The following is a 14,883-nucleotide window of genomic DNA, read 5'->3' on the forward strand; positions in this document are numbered from 1 at the left end:
ATTTCGGTGCTCATGGATACACCTGGACCCTGGAAGATCGCCGGATTCACGCGGATCCTGATCGAGGAACGGGACGAAGCCGCGTTCTCCCGGAGGCCCCGACACGCCTCGTCTCACAGTGTGAGAAAAGCGGATCCATGGTTCTGGAGCCGTTGTCCACTGCGTTCGCTAAACTCGACCCTTGTGTCTGACGCCTCATCGAACCCCATCACGCAGGAAGCCGTCGGCTCCGCGGTCGACGCGGCACTCGCCGCCATCGCCGCGGCGCCCGACCTGACCGCACTCAAGCGCGTGCGCGCCGAGCACCTGGCGGAGGGTTCGGCGATCGCGTCGCTGAACGCCGCCATGCGCTCCGTCCCCAAGGAGAGCAAGAAGGAAGCCGGTCAGCTCATCGGGCAGGCCCGCAGCCGGGTCAACGAGTCCTTCGCCGCTCGCGAGGGGGAGCTGGCCGAAGCTGAGGCCGCCGCGCGTCTGGCTGCGGAGACCGTCGACGTCACGCTCGCGCGACCCGCTCGCGGAACGGGAGCCCGGCATCCGCTCACCGTGCTGCAGGACCGGGTGAGCGACATCTTCGTCGGCATGGGCTGGGAGATCGCGGAGGGGCCGGAGCTCGAGAGCGAGTGGTTCAACTTCGACTCGCTCAACTTCGACGCTGACCACCCGGCCCGAGCCATGCAGGACACCTTCTTCGTCGAGCCCGCCGACCGGCACCTCGTGCTGCGCACCCACACGTCGCCCGTTCAGATGCGCTCCCTCATCGAGCGCGGCGTGCCCCTCTATGTGCTCGCACCGGGTCGCACCTACCGCACCGATGAGCTCGACGCGACGCACACGCCGGTCTTCACGCAGTTCGAGGGCATCGCGATCGACAAGGGCCTCACGATGGCTCACCTTCGCGGCACGCTCGAGCACTTCGCGACGTCGATGTTCGGCGACGAGGCCCGCATCCGTCTGCGCAACAACTACTTCCCCTTCACGGAGCCGAGTGCCGAGATGGACATCTGGCACCCGGGGGCCAAGGGCGGCCCGCGCTGGATCGAGTGGGGCGGATGCGGCATGGTGCACCCCAACGTGCTGCTGGCGGCCGGTGTCGACCCAGAGGAGTACCAGGGCTTCGCGTTCGGCATGGGCGTCGAGCGCACCCTCATGTTCCGCAACGCGCTCACCGACATGCGAGACATGGTCGAGGGCGATGTCCGCTTCAGCACTCAGTTCGGAATGGTGATCTAATCATGCGCGCTCCACTCTCCTGGCTCCGCGAGTACGCGGAGATCCCCGCCTCGGTGTCCCCGGCATCGGTGCTCGATGCCTTCGTTCGTGTCGGGCTCGAGGACGAAGCCGTGCACGGCACGCAGCTGCAGGGCCCCATCGTCGTGGGTGAGGTGCTCTCGGCCGAGCCCGAGCCGCAGTCGAACGGGAAGACCATCAACTGGTGCCAGGTGCGTGTTGCGCCTGAGGGTCAGCTCGCGGCCGATGGCGGTGCGGATGTGCGCGGCATCGTCTGCGGCGCGCATAACTTCGGCGTGGGCGACTCGGTGGTCGTCACGCTTCCCGGCGCCGTCCTTCCGGGCGATTTCGCCATCGCGGCCCGGAAGACGTACGGGCATGTGTCCGACGGCATGATCGCGTCCCAGCGTGAGCTCGGCATGGGCGACGACCACGAGGGCATCATCGTGCTTTCCAGGCTCGGCGTCAGCGCGACCCCGGGCACCGATGCCATCGAGCTGCTCGGCCTCACCGAGCAGGCCGTCGAGGTCAACGTCACCCCCGATCGCGGCTACGCGATGTCGATCCGCGGCCTCGTCCGGGAGTACTCGAACGCGACCGGCGTCGCCTTCAGCGATCCCGCGCTGCGACCGCAGCTCGAGGCGATCCTGGCCGAAGCCGTCGCCGCTGACGCGCAGGATGTGCGCGTCCCGGTCTCGGTCGACGATGACGCCTCCGTGCGGGACCAGCCGATGGCCCCCGTGTTCGTCGGCCTCGTCGTCGAGGGCATCGACGCCACTCGGCCGACGCCGACCTGGATGGCCCAGCGACTTCGCCTCGCGGGTATCCGTCCGCTCGGCATCGCCATCGACATCACCAACTACGTGATGCTCGAGCTGGGGCAGCCCATCCACGGCTACGACCTGGACAAGCTGCGCGGCGGCATCCGGGTGCGGCGTGCGGCGGAGGGGGAGCAGCTCACGACCCTCGACGGCAAGGAGCGCACGCTGAGCGCCGAGGACATCCTCATCACCGACGATCGGGGACCGATCGGTCTGGCCGGGGTCATGGGTGGCGAGGAGACCGAGCTCAGCACCGAGACTCGCAACGTGTTCATCGAGGCCGCGTCGTTCTCACCGATCTCCATCGCGCGCACCGCGCGCAGGCACAAGCTGCCGAGCGAGGCCTCGCGTCGCTTCGAGCGTCGCGTCGATCCCCGCGTCGCGCAGCCGGCCGCGGCACGCGTCGCGGAGCTGCTGGTCGAGCACGCTGGCGGACGTGTGATTCGTGCGGGAAGCGTCCACGAGCAGATCCCCACCCCCGAGTCGCTGATCCTCCCGGTTGATGCCGCGTCTCGCATCATGGGCGTCGACTACTCGCTCGACGAGACGATCGGTGCGCTGCGTGCCGTGGGCTGCGAGGTCTGGGAGGAAGCGGAGGGGCTCCTCGGGGTCACCGTTCCGAGCTGGCGCGGCGATCTCACCGAGCCGGTCACGCTCGTCGAGGAGATCGGGCGCCTGTGCGACTTCGAGCGCATCCCGTCCCGCCTCCCCGTCGCCCCTCCCGGGCGAGGGCTGACCCGTGAGCAGCGCCTGCGTCGGGCCGCGGCGGATGTCCTGGCGGCGTCCGGTGCCGTCGAGGTGCAGAGCTACCCGTTCGTCGCCGAGGCGGACACGGTCACGTTCGGCCGACCGGATGCTGGCGAGGTGGCGGCGGTCAAGCTCGCCAACCCGCTCGACCCGCGTGCCGCGTGGCTCCGGACGAGCCTCCTGCCCGGACTCCTCACCATCGCGCACCGGAACGTGTCCCGTGGCCTCACGGACCTGGCGATCTTCGAGACGGGCACCGTCTTCAAGCCGGAGTCCGGGGTCGTGTACGGCGTCGATGAGGTGCCGTCGGTCGCCGTTCGACCGACTCCCGAGCGCATCGCGGAGCTCGAGGCCGGCCTGCCGCCACAACCGCGGCATGCTGCCGGCATCGTGCTCGGACAGCGCGAGCCCAAGCGCCCCGGCCACGCCCCGACCGCCGCGTCCTGGGAAGACGCACTCGAGCTGGTCGCACAGCTCGGCCTCGCGACCGGCGCGGACATCCAGGTGAGGCAGGGGACACACCGCGCGTTCCACCCGGGCCGCTGCGCGGAGCTGTTCCTGAGCTTCGGCGTCGATGAGATCGTCGTCGGCTTCGCGGGCGAGGTGCACCCCGACATCGCTGAGGGGGCCGACCTGCCACGCGTCGTCGCCGCGTTCGAGGTCGACCTCGACGCGGTCATCGACCTGGCACGGCGCGAGGTGCTGCCGGAGCCCATCTCCACCTTCCCGGCAGCCACGCAGGACCTGAGCCTCGTCGTGGACGCGACTGTTCCCGCGGCCGCCGTGTCGGCGGCTGTGACCGAAGGTGCCGGTGCGCTGCTCGAGCAGCTCACCATCGTCGACGACTACCGCGGCGCGGGGCTCGAGGACGGGCAGAAGAGCCTGACGTTCGCGCTTCGCTTCCGCGCGACCGACCGCACGCTGACGGCCGCCGAGGCGAGCGAGGCCAAGGAGTCGGGCGCCATGCTGGCGGCCGAGCGTTTCGGCGCGACCATGCGCGCCTGACGGACGCACGAACTCCGAAGCACGAACTCGAAACAGAGATCGCCCGGCCCCGATGGGGCCGGGCGATGCTGTTCCGCGTGGAGCGGCGTTGCACGCTGGGGGAGACTCAGTGCTCGCGGGCGACCGACGCCTCGTTGAGACTCGCCTCGAGGGCCACCCAGGCGAGCATGGCGCACTTGACGCGCATGACGAACTTCGAGACGCCCTGGAACGCGACCGCGTCCTCGAGCAGATCCTCGTCCGGCTCCGAGCCGTCCCGGGTCCGGAGCATGAGGCGGAACGCGGCGACGAGCTCCTCGATCTCGGCGGTGGTCTTGCCGATCGCGAGCTCGCTGAGCACCGACGCGGAAGCCATGGAGATGCTGCATCCGTCGCCCTGCCACGCGAGCTCCGAGAGACCGGTGCCGGCTTCGTCGAGCTTCACGCGCACGGTGATCTCGTCACCACAGCTGGGGTTGCGTTCGAAGTGCTCGGCCTCGGCGTCAGCGAGGGGACCATCGCCAGACCGCTTCTTCGAATGCTCGAGGATGAGCTGCTGATAGAGGCCGTCGAGCGCGCTCACGCGTCCACTCCGAACCAGGCGCGGATCTGCCCGACCGCGAAGACGAACCGTTCGACGTCTTCACGGCTCGTGTAGAGGTAGCTGCTGGCGCGTGTGGACGCCGTGAGCCCGAGCCTCCGATGGAGGGGCTGTGCGCAGTGGTGGCCACCACGAACCGCGATTCCCTTCGAGTCGAGGAACTGGGTCACGTCATGCGAATGGACGCCCGCGACCTCGAAGCTGACGAGGCCCGCGCGGGGCACGCCGGCTGGCTCGCCGATGATGCGCACGCCTGGAACGCCGGAGAGGCCGGCGAGGAGGAGCTGGCCCATCTCGGCCTCGTGGGACGCGACCGCATCCATGCCGACCGACTCGAGGTAGCGCACGGCCTCGGCGAGCGCGACGACCTGGGAGACCGGCTGCGTGCCGGCTTCGAAGCGCGTCGGGGGAGCCATGAAGTCGCTGGCCGCCATGGTGACGGTCGAGATCATCGACCCGCCTGTGCGGGCGGGCGGCAGCGCGTCGAGCATCTCGGCGCGCCCGTAGAGGACGCCGACGCCGTTGGGGCCGAGCATCTTGTGCCCGGAGAACGCGGCGAAGTCGACGCCGATCGCCGGGAAGTTCACTGGCAGGTGCGGCACCGACTGGCAGGCGTCGAGGACGACGATCGCACCCGCGTCGTGCGCGAGCTCGGTCAGGCGCTTCGCATCCGCGACCAGGCCGGTCACGTTGGAGACGTGCGCGAAGGCGAAGACCTTGGTCCGCGAGGAGATGAGGGCGGCCGCATCCTCGACGCTCCAGGTCCCACGATCGTTGACCGGCACGTAGACGAGTGTCGCGCCGGTGTCCAGCGCCAGCTCCTGCCACGGCACCAGGTTGGCGTGGTGCTCGGCCTCGGTGATGAGGATCTCGTCGCCCTCGCCGATCGCCAGGCGTGTTGCCCGTGGTCCGCCGCGGCCCGCGCTGGCGATGCGGATGCCACCGGTCACGAGGTTGATGGCGTCGGTCGCGTTCAGCGTCCAGGAGATCTGCTCCGGGGCGGCGCCGACGAAGGCGGCGACAGTCTCGCGAGCATCTTCGAAGGCGACCGTCGAGAGGGCCGCGAGCGTGTGCGCCCCGCGATGGACGGCCGCGTTCTCGTGCTCGAGGAAACGCCGCTCGACCTCGAGAACCTGAGTCGGCCGCTGTGACGTCGCGCCGGAGTCGAGATACACGAGCGGCTCGCCGTTCACCTCCTGGTCGAGGATCGGGAAGTCTCGTCGCAGCTGGTTCACCCGTGTGTCGCTCAGCGCCTGGACCGCGGTCGGTGCCCCGTCGGCGCTCGTGGTGGAAGCTGCGTCTTCGGTGTTCAGTGTCACGTCGTCCTCTCATCGGCATCGCGCCGCCGACGCGTGAACGTCGAGGCCTCAGCCTGTCAAGCCTACGAGTGGAACGCGCGTGGCGCGCTCGACATTCCCGCAGGAGACGCCCCAGGAGGCGCCCGTGGGTCCGGTCGACCGTGGGTGGGGGTGGCACGGCCTAGGATGAACGGCATGGCTTTCTCCGTTGCAGTAGCTGGGGCGAGCGGGTACGCAGGTGGCGAACTCCTGCGCATTCTCGCCTCGCACCCCGAACTCGAGGTCCGCACCGTCACCGCGCACGCGAACGCGGGTGAGCGACTGCTGCGCGTGCATCCGCACCTCGCGAGCTACGCCGATCTGGTGCTCGAGCCGACGACCGCGGATGTGCTTAGAGGGCACGACGTCGTGTTCCTGGCGCTGCCCCACGGAGCATCCGGGGCGATCTCTGCGGAGCTGGGGGAGGAGACGCTGGTCATCGACTGCGGAGCCGACCACCGCCTCGAGCGCGAGGAGGACTGGGCCGAGTACTACGGCGGCGACTTCTTCGGCACCTGGGCCTACGGCCTGCCCGAGCTCGAGCTCTCAGGGGCCGAGACCAAGCAGCGCGCGAACCTCAAGGGAGTCTCACGAGTCGCCGTCCCAGGCTGCAACGTCACGGCGATCACGCTCGCGCTCGCCCCGGCGCTCCACCGCGGGCTCGTGCAGCCGTCCGACCTCACCGCCGTCCTCGCCGTCGGCCCATCCGGGGCTGGCAAGAAGGCAGCGGTCTCGTTGCTCGGATCGGAGCTCATGGGCTCGGCCAACCCGTACGCCGTGACGGGCGGGCACAGGCACAACCCCGAGGTCAGGCAGAACCTCCGCCGCGCGGGTGGGGCCGAGGTCACGCTTGCGTTCACCCCGGTCCTGGTGCCCATGGCACGCGGCATCCTGGCTACGACGACGGCGCGCCTGTCCGATGGCGTGGATGCGGCCCAGCTGCGCGCCGCCTATGAGGAGTCGTATGGAGCTGAGCGCTTCGTGCAGCTCCTCCCCGACGGGGAGTGGCCGCGGACCGGTGACGTGACCGGCTCGAACCGCGCATCCATCGGCATCGGTGTCGACGAGCGAGCGGGCAGGGTCGTCGCGGTCGCCGCGATCGACAACCTCGGCAAGGGCACCGCGGGCGCCGCGGTGCAGTCAGCGAACATCGCCCTGGGACTCGAGGAGTCGCTTGGCCTTCCCTTGGACGGAGTGGCACCGTGAGCGTGACCGCAGCAGCAGGCTTCCGTGCGGCAGGTGTCGCCGCCGGCATCAAGTCGGAGGGGCGACGTGACGTCGCCCTCGTCGTCAACGACGGTCCGAGCGCGGCCTGCGCCGCCGTTTTCACCAGCAACCGATGCAAGGCCAACCCCATCCTGTGGTCACAGGAGGCCATCAGGGGCGGTTCCATCTCCGCCATCGTCCTGAACTCCGGCGGCGCGAACTGCTACACGGGCTCCTTCGGGTTCCAGACCACGCACCAGACCGCGGAGGCTGTGGCCGCGAAGCTCGGCATCGGAGCTGGCGACGTGCTGGTCTGCTCGACCGGGCTCATCGGCGTCGGCGACCAGAGCTTCCGCGACGGCGTCCTGCGCGGCGTCGAGCTCACGGCCGAGTCGCTTTCCGACACCGCAGAAGCGGGCGATGAGGCGTCGCTCGCCATCATGACCACCGATTCGAAGCCCAAGCGCTCTGTGCGCCAGGGCGAGGGGTACGTCGTCGGAGCCATGGCGAAGGGTGCGGGGATGCTCGCGCCCGGGCTCGCGACCATGCTCGTCGTCATCACGACCGACGCCGACCTCGAGTCCGTGGCGCTCGACCGAGCGTTGCGGGCTGCGACGCGGGTGACCTTCGACCGTGTCGACTCGGACGGCTGCATGTCGACCAACGACCAGGTCACGCTCATGGCATCGGGCGCGAGCGGCGTCACGCCAGATGAGGCGGCCTTCACGGCGGTGCTCACCGACGTGTGCGCCGACCTCGCACGTCAGCTGCAGCAGGATGCCGAGGGCGCGAGCCACGACGTGACGATCACGACGATCGGAGCCGCGACCGAGGAGGACGCGCTCGACGCATCACGGGCCGTCGCTCGGTCGAACCTCTTCAAGGCGGCCATCTTCGGCAATGACCCGAACTGGGGTCGTGTGCTCGCGGCGGTCGGCACGACGGACGCGGAGTTCGACCCGCAGGCGCTGGACGTCACGATCAACGGCGTCATGGTCTGCCGCGCTGGCACTCCGCACGAGCCCGCAGAGCTCGTCGACCTCACCCCGCGCGACACGAGCGTCCTGATCGACCTGCATGCGGGCGTCAGCGAGGCGACCATCCTCACCAACGACCTCACGCACGACTACGTGCACGAGAACAGCGCGTACTCGTCCTGACGAGCCACGCGAGTCGAGATGAGGAGCGGCAGCCGCCGAGCGGTTGCCGGACCAGCCCGACGGTTTCTGACCGGCCCGAAAGGGGCAGCATGACCACTCCTGACCTGTACGAGAAGGCGACCTCCAAGGTCGAGACGCTCATCGAGGCGCTGCCGTGGATGCAGGAGTTCTCGGGTCGTGTCCTCGTGATCAAGTTCGGCGGAAACGCCATGGTCGACACCGAGCTGTTCGAGGCGTTCGCATCTGACATCGCGTTCCTGCGCTACGCGGGCATCAAGCCCGTGATCGTGCACGGCGGCGGCCCGCACATCTCCCGCATGCTCGGCAGGCTGCGCATTGAGAGCGAGTTCAAGGACGGCTACCGCGTCACCAGTGAGGAGGCCATGGAGGTCGTCCGCATGGTGCTCGGGGGCCAGGTAGCGCGTGAGCTCGTGGCGGCGATCAACGAGCGCGCTCCGATCGCGGTGGCGACCAGCGGAGAAGATGCCGGCCTGTTCCAGGCGAGGCGGAAGAAGCTCCTCGTCGACGGCGAGACCGTCGATCTCGGCCTCGTCGGTGAGATCGAGAGCGTCGACCCGACGGTGGTCAAGGCCGACATCGCGGCCGGCCGCATCCCCGTCGTCTCGTCGATCGCGAGCGACATCGACACGCCCCGAAAGGCGCTCAACATCAACGCTGACCGAGCCGCGTCGGCGCTGGCGCAGGCGCTCGGCGCGGCCAAGCTCATCATGCTCACTGATGTCGCGGGCCTGTACCGGGATTGGCCGGATGTCGACTCGCTCATCTCCGAGATCAAGCTCGAAGAGCTGCGTGCCCTGCTTCCGACGCTGTCGGCCGGCATGATCCCGAAGGTGCAGGCGTGCATCGAAGCCGTCGAGGGCGGTGTCGACCAGGCCGCGATCATCGACGGCCGGGTGCCCCATTCGATGTTGCTCGAGATCTTCACCTCCGAGGGCTTCGGCACCAAGGTCTCCGCCTGATGCGCGTACGCCCGTCGTTCTGACACCTCTCCGTCACCCACTGAAAGGCAACACTGTGATTCGCCACTTCCTCCGCGACGACGATCTGACACCCGCCGAGCAGCGCGAGGTGCTCGAGCTCGCCGCGGTGCTCAAGCGCGATCGTTTCTCCGCGCGTCCGCTCGAGGGCCCTCGCAGCGTCGCCGTGATCTTCGACAAGACCTCGACGCGCACGCGAGTCTCGTTCCACGTCGGGATCTCGGAGCTCGGCGGCTCGCCCCTCATCATCTCGACGGCGTCCAGCCAGCTCGGTGGCAAGGAGACGGCGTCGGACACGGCTCGCGTCCTCGAGCGCCAGGTCGCCGCCATCGTCTGGCGCACCTACGCGCAGAGCGGCCTCGAGGAGATGGCGCACGGCGCGCTCGTTCCGGTCGTGAACGCCCTCAGTGACGACTTCCACCCGTGCCAGCTGCTCGCTGATCTGCTCACGGTCAACGAGCACCTCGGTGACCCTGCGGGGCGCACGCTCGTCTTCCTCGGCGACGGTGAGAGCAACATGGGTCACTCCTACCTCCTCGCCTGCGCGACGGCGGGGATGCACGTCCGCATCGCTGCGCCCGTCGGCTACCAGCCGCGCGCCGACGTCGTGGCCGACGCCGAGCGCATCGCCGCGGAGACCGGCGGCTCCGTGATGGTCGGCGACGACGTCGACGCCCTCGTCGCCGGGGCCGATGTCGTCGTGACCGACACGTGGGTGTCCATGGGACGCGAAGACGAGAAGCAGACCCGCATCGACGCGCTTAGCGCCTACCGGGTCACCGAGGAGACGATGGCGAAGGCCGCAGATGGCGCCATCTTCCTGCACTGCCTCCCGGCCGACCGGGGCTACGAGGTCGACGCGGCGGTCATCGACGGTCCGCAGTCGGTCATCTGGGACGAGGCGGAGAACCGCCTCCACGCCCAGAAGGCACTCCTCGTCTGGCTACTCGCCAAAGCCGCGGCCTGACCCGCGCATCCACCGCACATAGACTGAACACAAGACTCAAACGCTAGGAGCATTGATGACGGAACGCGTCGTTCTCGCATACTCCGGAGGTCTCGATACCTCCGTCGGCATCGGTTGGCTGAAGGATGCCACCGGCAAGGACGTGGTCGCACTCGCGATCGACGTCGGCCAGGCCGGTGAGGACATGGAGAAGGTGCGACAGCGAGCGCTTGACTGCGGCGCTGTCGAGTCCGTGGTCGTCGACGCTCGCGAGGAGTTCGCGAGCGACTACATCGTGCCCGCGCTCAAGGCGAACGCGCTCTACCAGAAGCGCTACCCCCTGGTCTCGGCGCTCTCTCGCCCGCTCATCGCGAAGCACCTGGCGAAGACCGCCCGCGAGCTCGGTGCCGACTCGATCGCGCACGGCTGCACGGGCAAGGGCAACGACCAGGTGCGCTTCGAGGCGGCCGTCGCGGCCGTGGCCCCGGAGCTCACGTCGATCGCGCCGGTGCGCGACCTCGCGCTCACACGTGACAAGGCCATCGTGTATGCGCAGGAGCACAACCTGCCGATCGAGCAGTCGAAGAAGAGCCCGTACTCGATCGACCAGAACGTCTGGGGTCGCGCGGTGGAGACCGGCTTCCTCGAGGACCCGTGGAACCCGCCGATCGAAGACCTCTACACCTACACGAAGAGCCCGGACGAGACTCGCGAGCCCACCGAGGTGACGGTCACGTTCGAGCAGGGCGTCCCGGTCAAGATCAACGGCGAGGCGCTCTCGCCCATCCAGGTCGTCGAGCTCATGAACACGCTCGCCGGTGACCAGGGTGTCGGTCGCATCGACGTCGTCGAGGACCGCCTCGTCGGCATCAAGAGCCGCGAGATCTACGAGTCCCCGGCCGGACTGGCCCTCATCGAGGCGCACGAGCACCTCGAGGACCTGACGCTCGAGCGCGATGTCGCACGCTTCAAGCGCGGCATCGAGGCCGAGTGGTCGAACCTGGTCTACGACGGACTCTGGTTCTCGGGCCTCAAGCGCTCGCTCGATGCGTTCATCAACCACACGCAGGAGCACGTCTCCGGCGAGGTGCGCATGACGCTGCACGGCGGCCGCGCCGTCGTCACAGGCCGTCGTTCGGAGGAGTCGCTCTACGACTACAGCCTCGCGACCTACGACACCGGCGACACGTTCGACCAGTCGCACGCCAAGGGCTTCATCGAGCTCTGGAGCCTGCCGTCCAAGATCTCCGCGCGCCGCGACAAGCCGGAACTCTGAGCATGGTCGCATCCGAGGGCGGACCGAAGTCCGGGGGAGTGACCACGCAGGGCGCGCTCTGGGGCGGTCGCTTCAGCGACGGGCCGTCCCCGGAGCTCGCGCGGCTGTCGAAGTCCACCCACTTCGACTGGCAGCTCGCCACGTACGACATCGCCGGGTCGCGGGCGCACGCTGGTGCGCTCGCGGCCGCGGGCTACCTCGACGAGGCTGAGCTCGCCGGCATGCTCGACGCGCTCACCGAGCTCGAGCGACGTGTCGTCGCTGCCGAGTTCGTGGCGGCGGAGAGCGATGAGGATGTGCACGGCGCTCTCGAGCGCGGGCTCATCGAGATCGCGGGTCCGGAGCTGGGCGGCAAGCTGCGCGCGGGTCGCAGCCGCAACGATCAGATCGCGACCTTCGTGCGCATGTATCTGCGCGACCACAGTGCGACCATCGCGGAGCAGCTCGAGACGCTCGTCGACGTGCTCGCGCAGCAGGCCGAGCTGAACATCCAGGTCATCATGCCTGGCCGGACGCACCTGCAGCACGCCCAGCCGGTGCTGCTCTCGCACCACCTCCTCGCCCACGCGTGGCCGCTCGTTCGCAATCTCGATCGTCTGCGCGATTTCGATCGGCGACTCGACGAGTCGCCGTACGGCGCGGGCGCCCTCGCCGGGTCGACGCTCGGGCTCGACGCCGTGCGTGTGGCGCGCGAGCTCGGGTTCGCGTCCTCCTCGCCGAATTCGATCGACGCGACGGCGAGCCGCGACCTGGTCGCGGAGTTCGCGTTCATCGCGGCGCAGATCGGCATCGACCTGTCGCGTCTCTCCGAGGAGATCATCCTCTGGAACACGAAGGAGTTCGGCTTCGTCACGCTGCATGACGCCTACTCGACGGGGTCGAGCATCATGCCGCAGAAGAAGAACCCGGACATCGCCGAGCTCGCTCGCGGCAAGGCAGGGCGTCTCATCGGCAACCTGACCGGCCTGCTGGCGACGCTCAAGGCGCTCCCGCTCGCGTACAACCGCGACCTGCAGGAGGACAAGGAGCCCATCTTCGACTCCGTCGAGACGCTCGAGCTCGTGCTGCCCGCCTTCACGGGAATGGTGGCGACGCTCACGTTCCACGGTGAGCGGATGCGTGAGCTCGCACCGCAGGGCTTCTCGCTCGCGACGGACGTCGCAGAGTGGCTCGTGAAGCGCCAGGTCCCATTCCGGGTGGCCCACGAGGTATCCGGGTCCATGGTCCAGGCTGCAGAATCCAGGGGAGTCGACCTCGACGGGTTGAGCGACGACGAGATCTCGGCGGTGTCCGAGCATCTCTCACCTGAGGTACGCGAGGTCCTGTCGGTCGACGGCTCCGTCGCGACCCGAGACGGACGGGGCGGTACGGCTCCCGTCCGTGTGACCGAGCAGATCGCAGAACTCCGCGAGCGACTGGCGTCGCTCAGGTCCTAGGCTCCCACGTGAACCAGGACCTCCACGGGGCCCTTCGCGAAGGACCGCTCCCCGCAGCAGACGCGCTGCTGGGGGCGGTCCTTTCGCGTACCTCGCCAGAGGGCACCGTGTCCATCCGCCTCACCGAGGTCGAGGCCTACGCGGGATCGGATGATCCGGGGTCGCACGGCTTCCGGGGTCGAACGGCGAGGAACTCGACGATGTTCGGCCCCGCCGGGCACCTGTACGCGTACCGCATCTACGGCATCCACACCTGCCTCAACGTCGTGGCGGGGGAGGCCGGGATCTCATCCGCAGTCCTTCTGCGAGCCGGGGAGGTCGTCGACGGGGTCGAGCTGGCCAGGGCTCGGCGCAGCGAGGGCCGCCGTTCGGCTGCTCCGCTGCGCGAACATGAGCTGGCCCGAGGACCGGGAAACCTGGTCACGGCGCTCGGCGCAATGATCGGCGATGACGGCGCCCGCTTCGACGCCGACCCCTTCGCGCTTGAGCCGCCTGCGCCGAACGCGCGGCGTGCTGTCGTGCGCGGGCTTCGCGTCGGGGTTGGCGCCCCGGGTGGTGCGCATCCGTTCGACTGGCGCCTCTGGCTCGACGGCGAGGCGTCCGTTTCCCGCTACATCGCGCACAGGTCACTCCGCGCGGGGCGGCACTGAGTCGTCAACTGCTTGATACGGTTGCGCGGTGACTACGCGTGATCTGACGACCCAGCACAACGACGCCACCTTCGAGCACGTCATCGACGAACTCGAGTGGCGCGGGTTCATCCACGTCTCGACCGATCTGGCCGAGCTCAAGGAGCGGATGAACGAGGGGCCGATCACGTACTACTGCGGGTTCGATCCGACCGCTCCGAGCCTGCACCTCGGCCACCTGGTGCAGCTGATCCTCCTCCGTCGCCTGCAGCTCGCCGGCCACAAGCCGCTTGGACTCGTCGGCGGTTCGACCGGTCTCATCGGCGATCCGCGCCCCACTGCGGAGCGCACGCTCAACTCCCGAGAGACCGTCGCCGAATGGGTCGAGGGCCTCCGCGGGCAGATCGATGGCTACCTGTCGTTCGAGGGTGACAACGCGGCGCGCATGGTGAACAACCTGGATTGGACGGCGCCGCTCTCGGCGATCGACTTCCTGCGTGAGATCGGCAAGCACTTCCGTGTCGGTTCGATGCTCAAGAAGGATGCCGTCTCGGCCCGGCTCAACTCCGAGGCGGGTATCTCGTACACGGAGTTCAGCTACCAGATCCTGCAGGCGATCGATTTCCTCGAGCTGCATCGCAACTACGGCTGCGTTCTGCAGACGGGTGGCAGCGACCAGTGGGGCAACCTGACCTCCGGTGTCGATCTGATCCGCCGCACGGAAGGCGCAAGCGTCCATGCGCTCGGGACGCCCCTCATCACCAACGCGGATGGGACGAAGTTCGGCAAGAGCGAGGGCAATGCGATCTGGATCGACGCCGAGCTCACGAGTCCGTACGCGTTCTACCAGTTCTGGCTCAACACCGACGACGCTGACGTCATCGCTCGCATCAAGATCTTCACGTTCCTCACTCGTGCCGAGATCGCCGAGCTCGAGACCCTTGTCGAGACCGAGCCCTTCAAGCGAGTCGCGCAGAAGACGCTCGCCTCGAAGGTGACTTCGCTGGTGCACGGTGAGGCAGCGACCGAAGCGGTCATCGCAGCTTCCGCGGCGCTCTTCGGGCAGGGCGAGCTCTCCGAGCTCGATGGCCAGACGTTGCGCTCGGCGATCCTCGAACTTCCGAACGCAGAGATCGTGGATGGTGCGCTGGTCGCGCAGGCCCTTGTCGACACCGGACTCGCGAAGAGTCTCGGTGAGGCCCGCCGTGCGATCTCGCAGGGTGGGGTCTCGCTCAACAATGAGCGAGTGACCGATGAGTCCGCCGTCGTGAGTGGATCGGTCGCGCTTGCCGGCGGAGTCGCTGTGCTGCGTCGGGGCAAGAAGACGCTCGCAGGCCTGGTATTCCGGGCCTGACGGCTCGTCCGGCTGTCACCGACACGCCCGGGATGTGCGCCGAGTTGTGCGCCGGGCTGGCCCTGCGTAATGTAATCACTCGTCAGGCCGACGGAGCGAAACGCGAGAGCGGGTCGCACGGGCCGGACAGTTCTGAAAGAAAGATCAGCATCTGCCACTTG

12 protein-coding genes are annotated in these 14,883 nt (G+C 68.6%); 10 read left to right on the plus strand and 2 right to left on the minus strand.

Annotation, left to right across the window (positions count from 1 at the left end; genetic code table 11):
• The first annotated feature begins 183 nt into the window (after positions 1-183).
• The gene (gene pheS, locus C5B97_RS07875; protein WP_104311532.1) at positions 184-1,230 is read left to right on the plus strand and encodes a phenylalanine--tRNA ligase subunit alpha; all 1,047 of its coding nucleotides are present in this window, start codon (positions 184-186) and stop codon (positions 1,228-1,230) included.
• Positions 1,231-1,232: 2 nt separating this feature from the next.
• On the plus strand, positions 1,233-3,800 hold the full coding sequence (gene pheT, locus C5B97_RS07880; protein ID WP_104311533.1) for a phenylalanine--tRNA ligase subunit beta: 2,568 nt from the start codon (positions 1,233-1,235) through the stop codon (positions 3,798-3,800).
• 106 nt (positions 3,801-3,906) lie between these two features.
• Here the strand turns inward: pheT and sufU are convergent, their stop codons facing one another.
• Together sufU and C5B97_RS07890 are read right to left on the minus strand one after the other, a co-directional pair.
• The gene (gene sufU, locus C5B97_RS07885; protein ID WP_104311534.1) at positions 3,907-4,362 is read right to left on the minus strand and encodes a Fe-S cluster assembly sulfur transfer protein SufU; all 456 of its coding nucleotides are present in this window, start codon (positions 4,360-4,362) and stop codon (positions 3,907-3,909) included.
• Positions 4,359-5,630: a SufS family cysteine desulfurase gene (locus C5B97_RS07890; protein ID WP_104311574.1), complete on the minus strand. Its 1,272-nt coding sequence runs from the start codon at positions 5,628-5,630 to the stop codon at positions 4,359-4,361. Before C5B97_RS07890 ends, sufU begins: the two co-directional genes overlap by 4 nt.
• 243 nt (positions 5,631-5,873) lie before the next feature.
• Here C5B97_RS07890 and argC point away from each other — a divergent pair, with 243 nt between their 5' ends.
• The 8 genes from argC to tyrS all read left to right on the plus strand — a co-directional run bounded on the left by argC (position 5,874) and on the right by tyrS (position 14,722).
• Positions 5,874-6,923, plus strand: coding sequence for an N-acetyl-gamma-glutamyl-phosphate reductase (gene argC / locus C5B97_RS07895; RefSeq protein WP_104311535.1), 1,050 nt, complete (start codon positions 5,874-5,876; stop codon positions 6,921-6,923).
• Positions 6,920-8,083 carry a bifunctional glutamate N-acetyltransferase/amino-acid acetyltransferase ArgJ gene (argJ, locus tag C5B97_RS07900; protein WP_104311536.1) on the plus strand — a complete coding sequence of 388 codons (1,164 nt, stop codon included), beginning with the start codon at positions 6,920-6,922 and terminating at the stop codon, positions 8,081-8,083. The genes argC and argJ overlap by 4 nt, the downstream gene beginning before the upstream one ends.
• Positions 8,084-8,172: 89 nt before the next feature.
• Positions 8,173-9,063 carry an acetylglutamate kinase gene (gene argB / locus C5B97_RS07905; protein WP_104311537.1) on the plus strand — a complete coding sequence of 297 codons (891 nt, stop codon included), beginning with the start codon at positions 8,173-8,175 and terminating at the stop codon, positions 9,061-9,063.
• A gap of 55 nt (positions 9,064-9,118) precedes the next feature.
• The gene (gene argF, locus C5B97_RS07910; RefSeq protein ID WP_104311538.1) at positions 9,119-10,048 is read left to right on the plus strand and encodes an ornithine carbamoyltransferase; all 930 of its coding nucleotides are present in this window, start codon (positions 9,119-9,121) and stop codon (positions 10,046-10,048) included.
• A 55-nt stretch (positions 10,049-10,103) separates the two neighbouring features.
• Positions 10,104-11,303: an argininosuccinate synthase gene (locus C5B97_RS07915; protein WP_104311539.1), complete on the plus strand. Its 1,200-nt coding sequence runs from the start codon at positions 10,104-10,106 to the stop codon at positions 11,301-11,303.
• Between the two features lie 2 nt (positions 11,304-11,305).
• Positions 11,306-12,739 carry an argininosuccinate lyase gene (argH, locus tag C5B97_RS07920; protein WP_104311540.1) on the plus strand — a complete coding sequence of 478 codons (1,434 nt, stop codon included), beginning with the start codon at positions 11,306-11,308 and terminating at the stop codon, positions 12,737-12,739.
• A gap of 8 nt (positions 12,740-12,747) precedes the next feature.
• A complete protein-coding gene (locus C5B97_RS07925) occupies positions 12,748-13,389 on the plus strand; it encodes a DNA-3-methyladenine glycosylase (protein ID WP_104311541.1) in 642 nt (213 codons plus the stop codon).
• Positions 13,390-13,417: 28 nt separating this feature from the next.
• On the plus strand, positions 13,418-14,722 hold the full coding sequence (gene tyrS / locus C5B97_RS07930) for a tyrosine--tRNA ligase (protein WP_104311542.1): 1,305 nt from the start codon (positions 13,418-13,420) through the stop codon (positions 14,720-14,722).
• The last annotated feature ends 161 nt before the right edge of the window (positions 14,723-14,883 follow it).

It is taken from the genome of Pseudoclavibacter sp. RFBB5 (assembly GCF_002931555.1).
Classification (GTDB): domain Bacteria; phylum Actinomycetota; class Actinomycetes; order Actinomycetales; family Microbacteriaceae; genus Pseudoclavibacter.

What these genes read in the sequence shown, in the direction of transcription:
- pheT (WP_104311533.1), top strand. Translation starts at nt 1,233, where the DNA reads ATGCGCGCTCCACTCTCCTGGCTCCGCGAGTACGCGGAGATCCCCGCC.
- argC (WP_104311535.1), top strand. Translation starts at nt 5,874, where the DNA reads ATGGCTTTCTCCGTTGCAGTAGCTGGGGCGAGCGGGTACGCAGGTGGC.
- argB (WP_104311537.1), top strand. Translation starts at nt 8,173, where the DNA reads ATGACCACTCCTGACCTGTACGAGAAGGCGACCTCCAAGGTCGAGACG.
- C5B97_RS07915 (WP_104311539.1), top strand. Translation starts at nt 10,104, where the DNA reads ATGACGGAACGCGTCGTTCTCGCATACTCCGGAGGTCTCGATACCTCC.
- argH (WP_104311540.1), top strand. Translation starts at nt 11,306, where the DNA reads ATGGTCGCATCCGAGGGCGGACCGAAGTCCGGGGGAGTGACCACGCAG.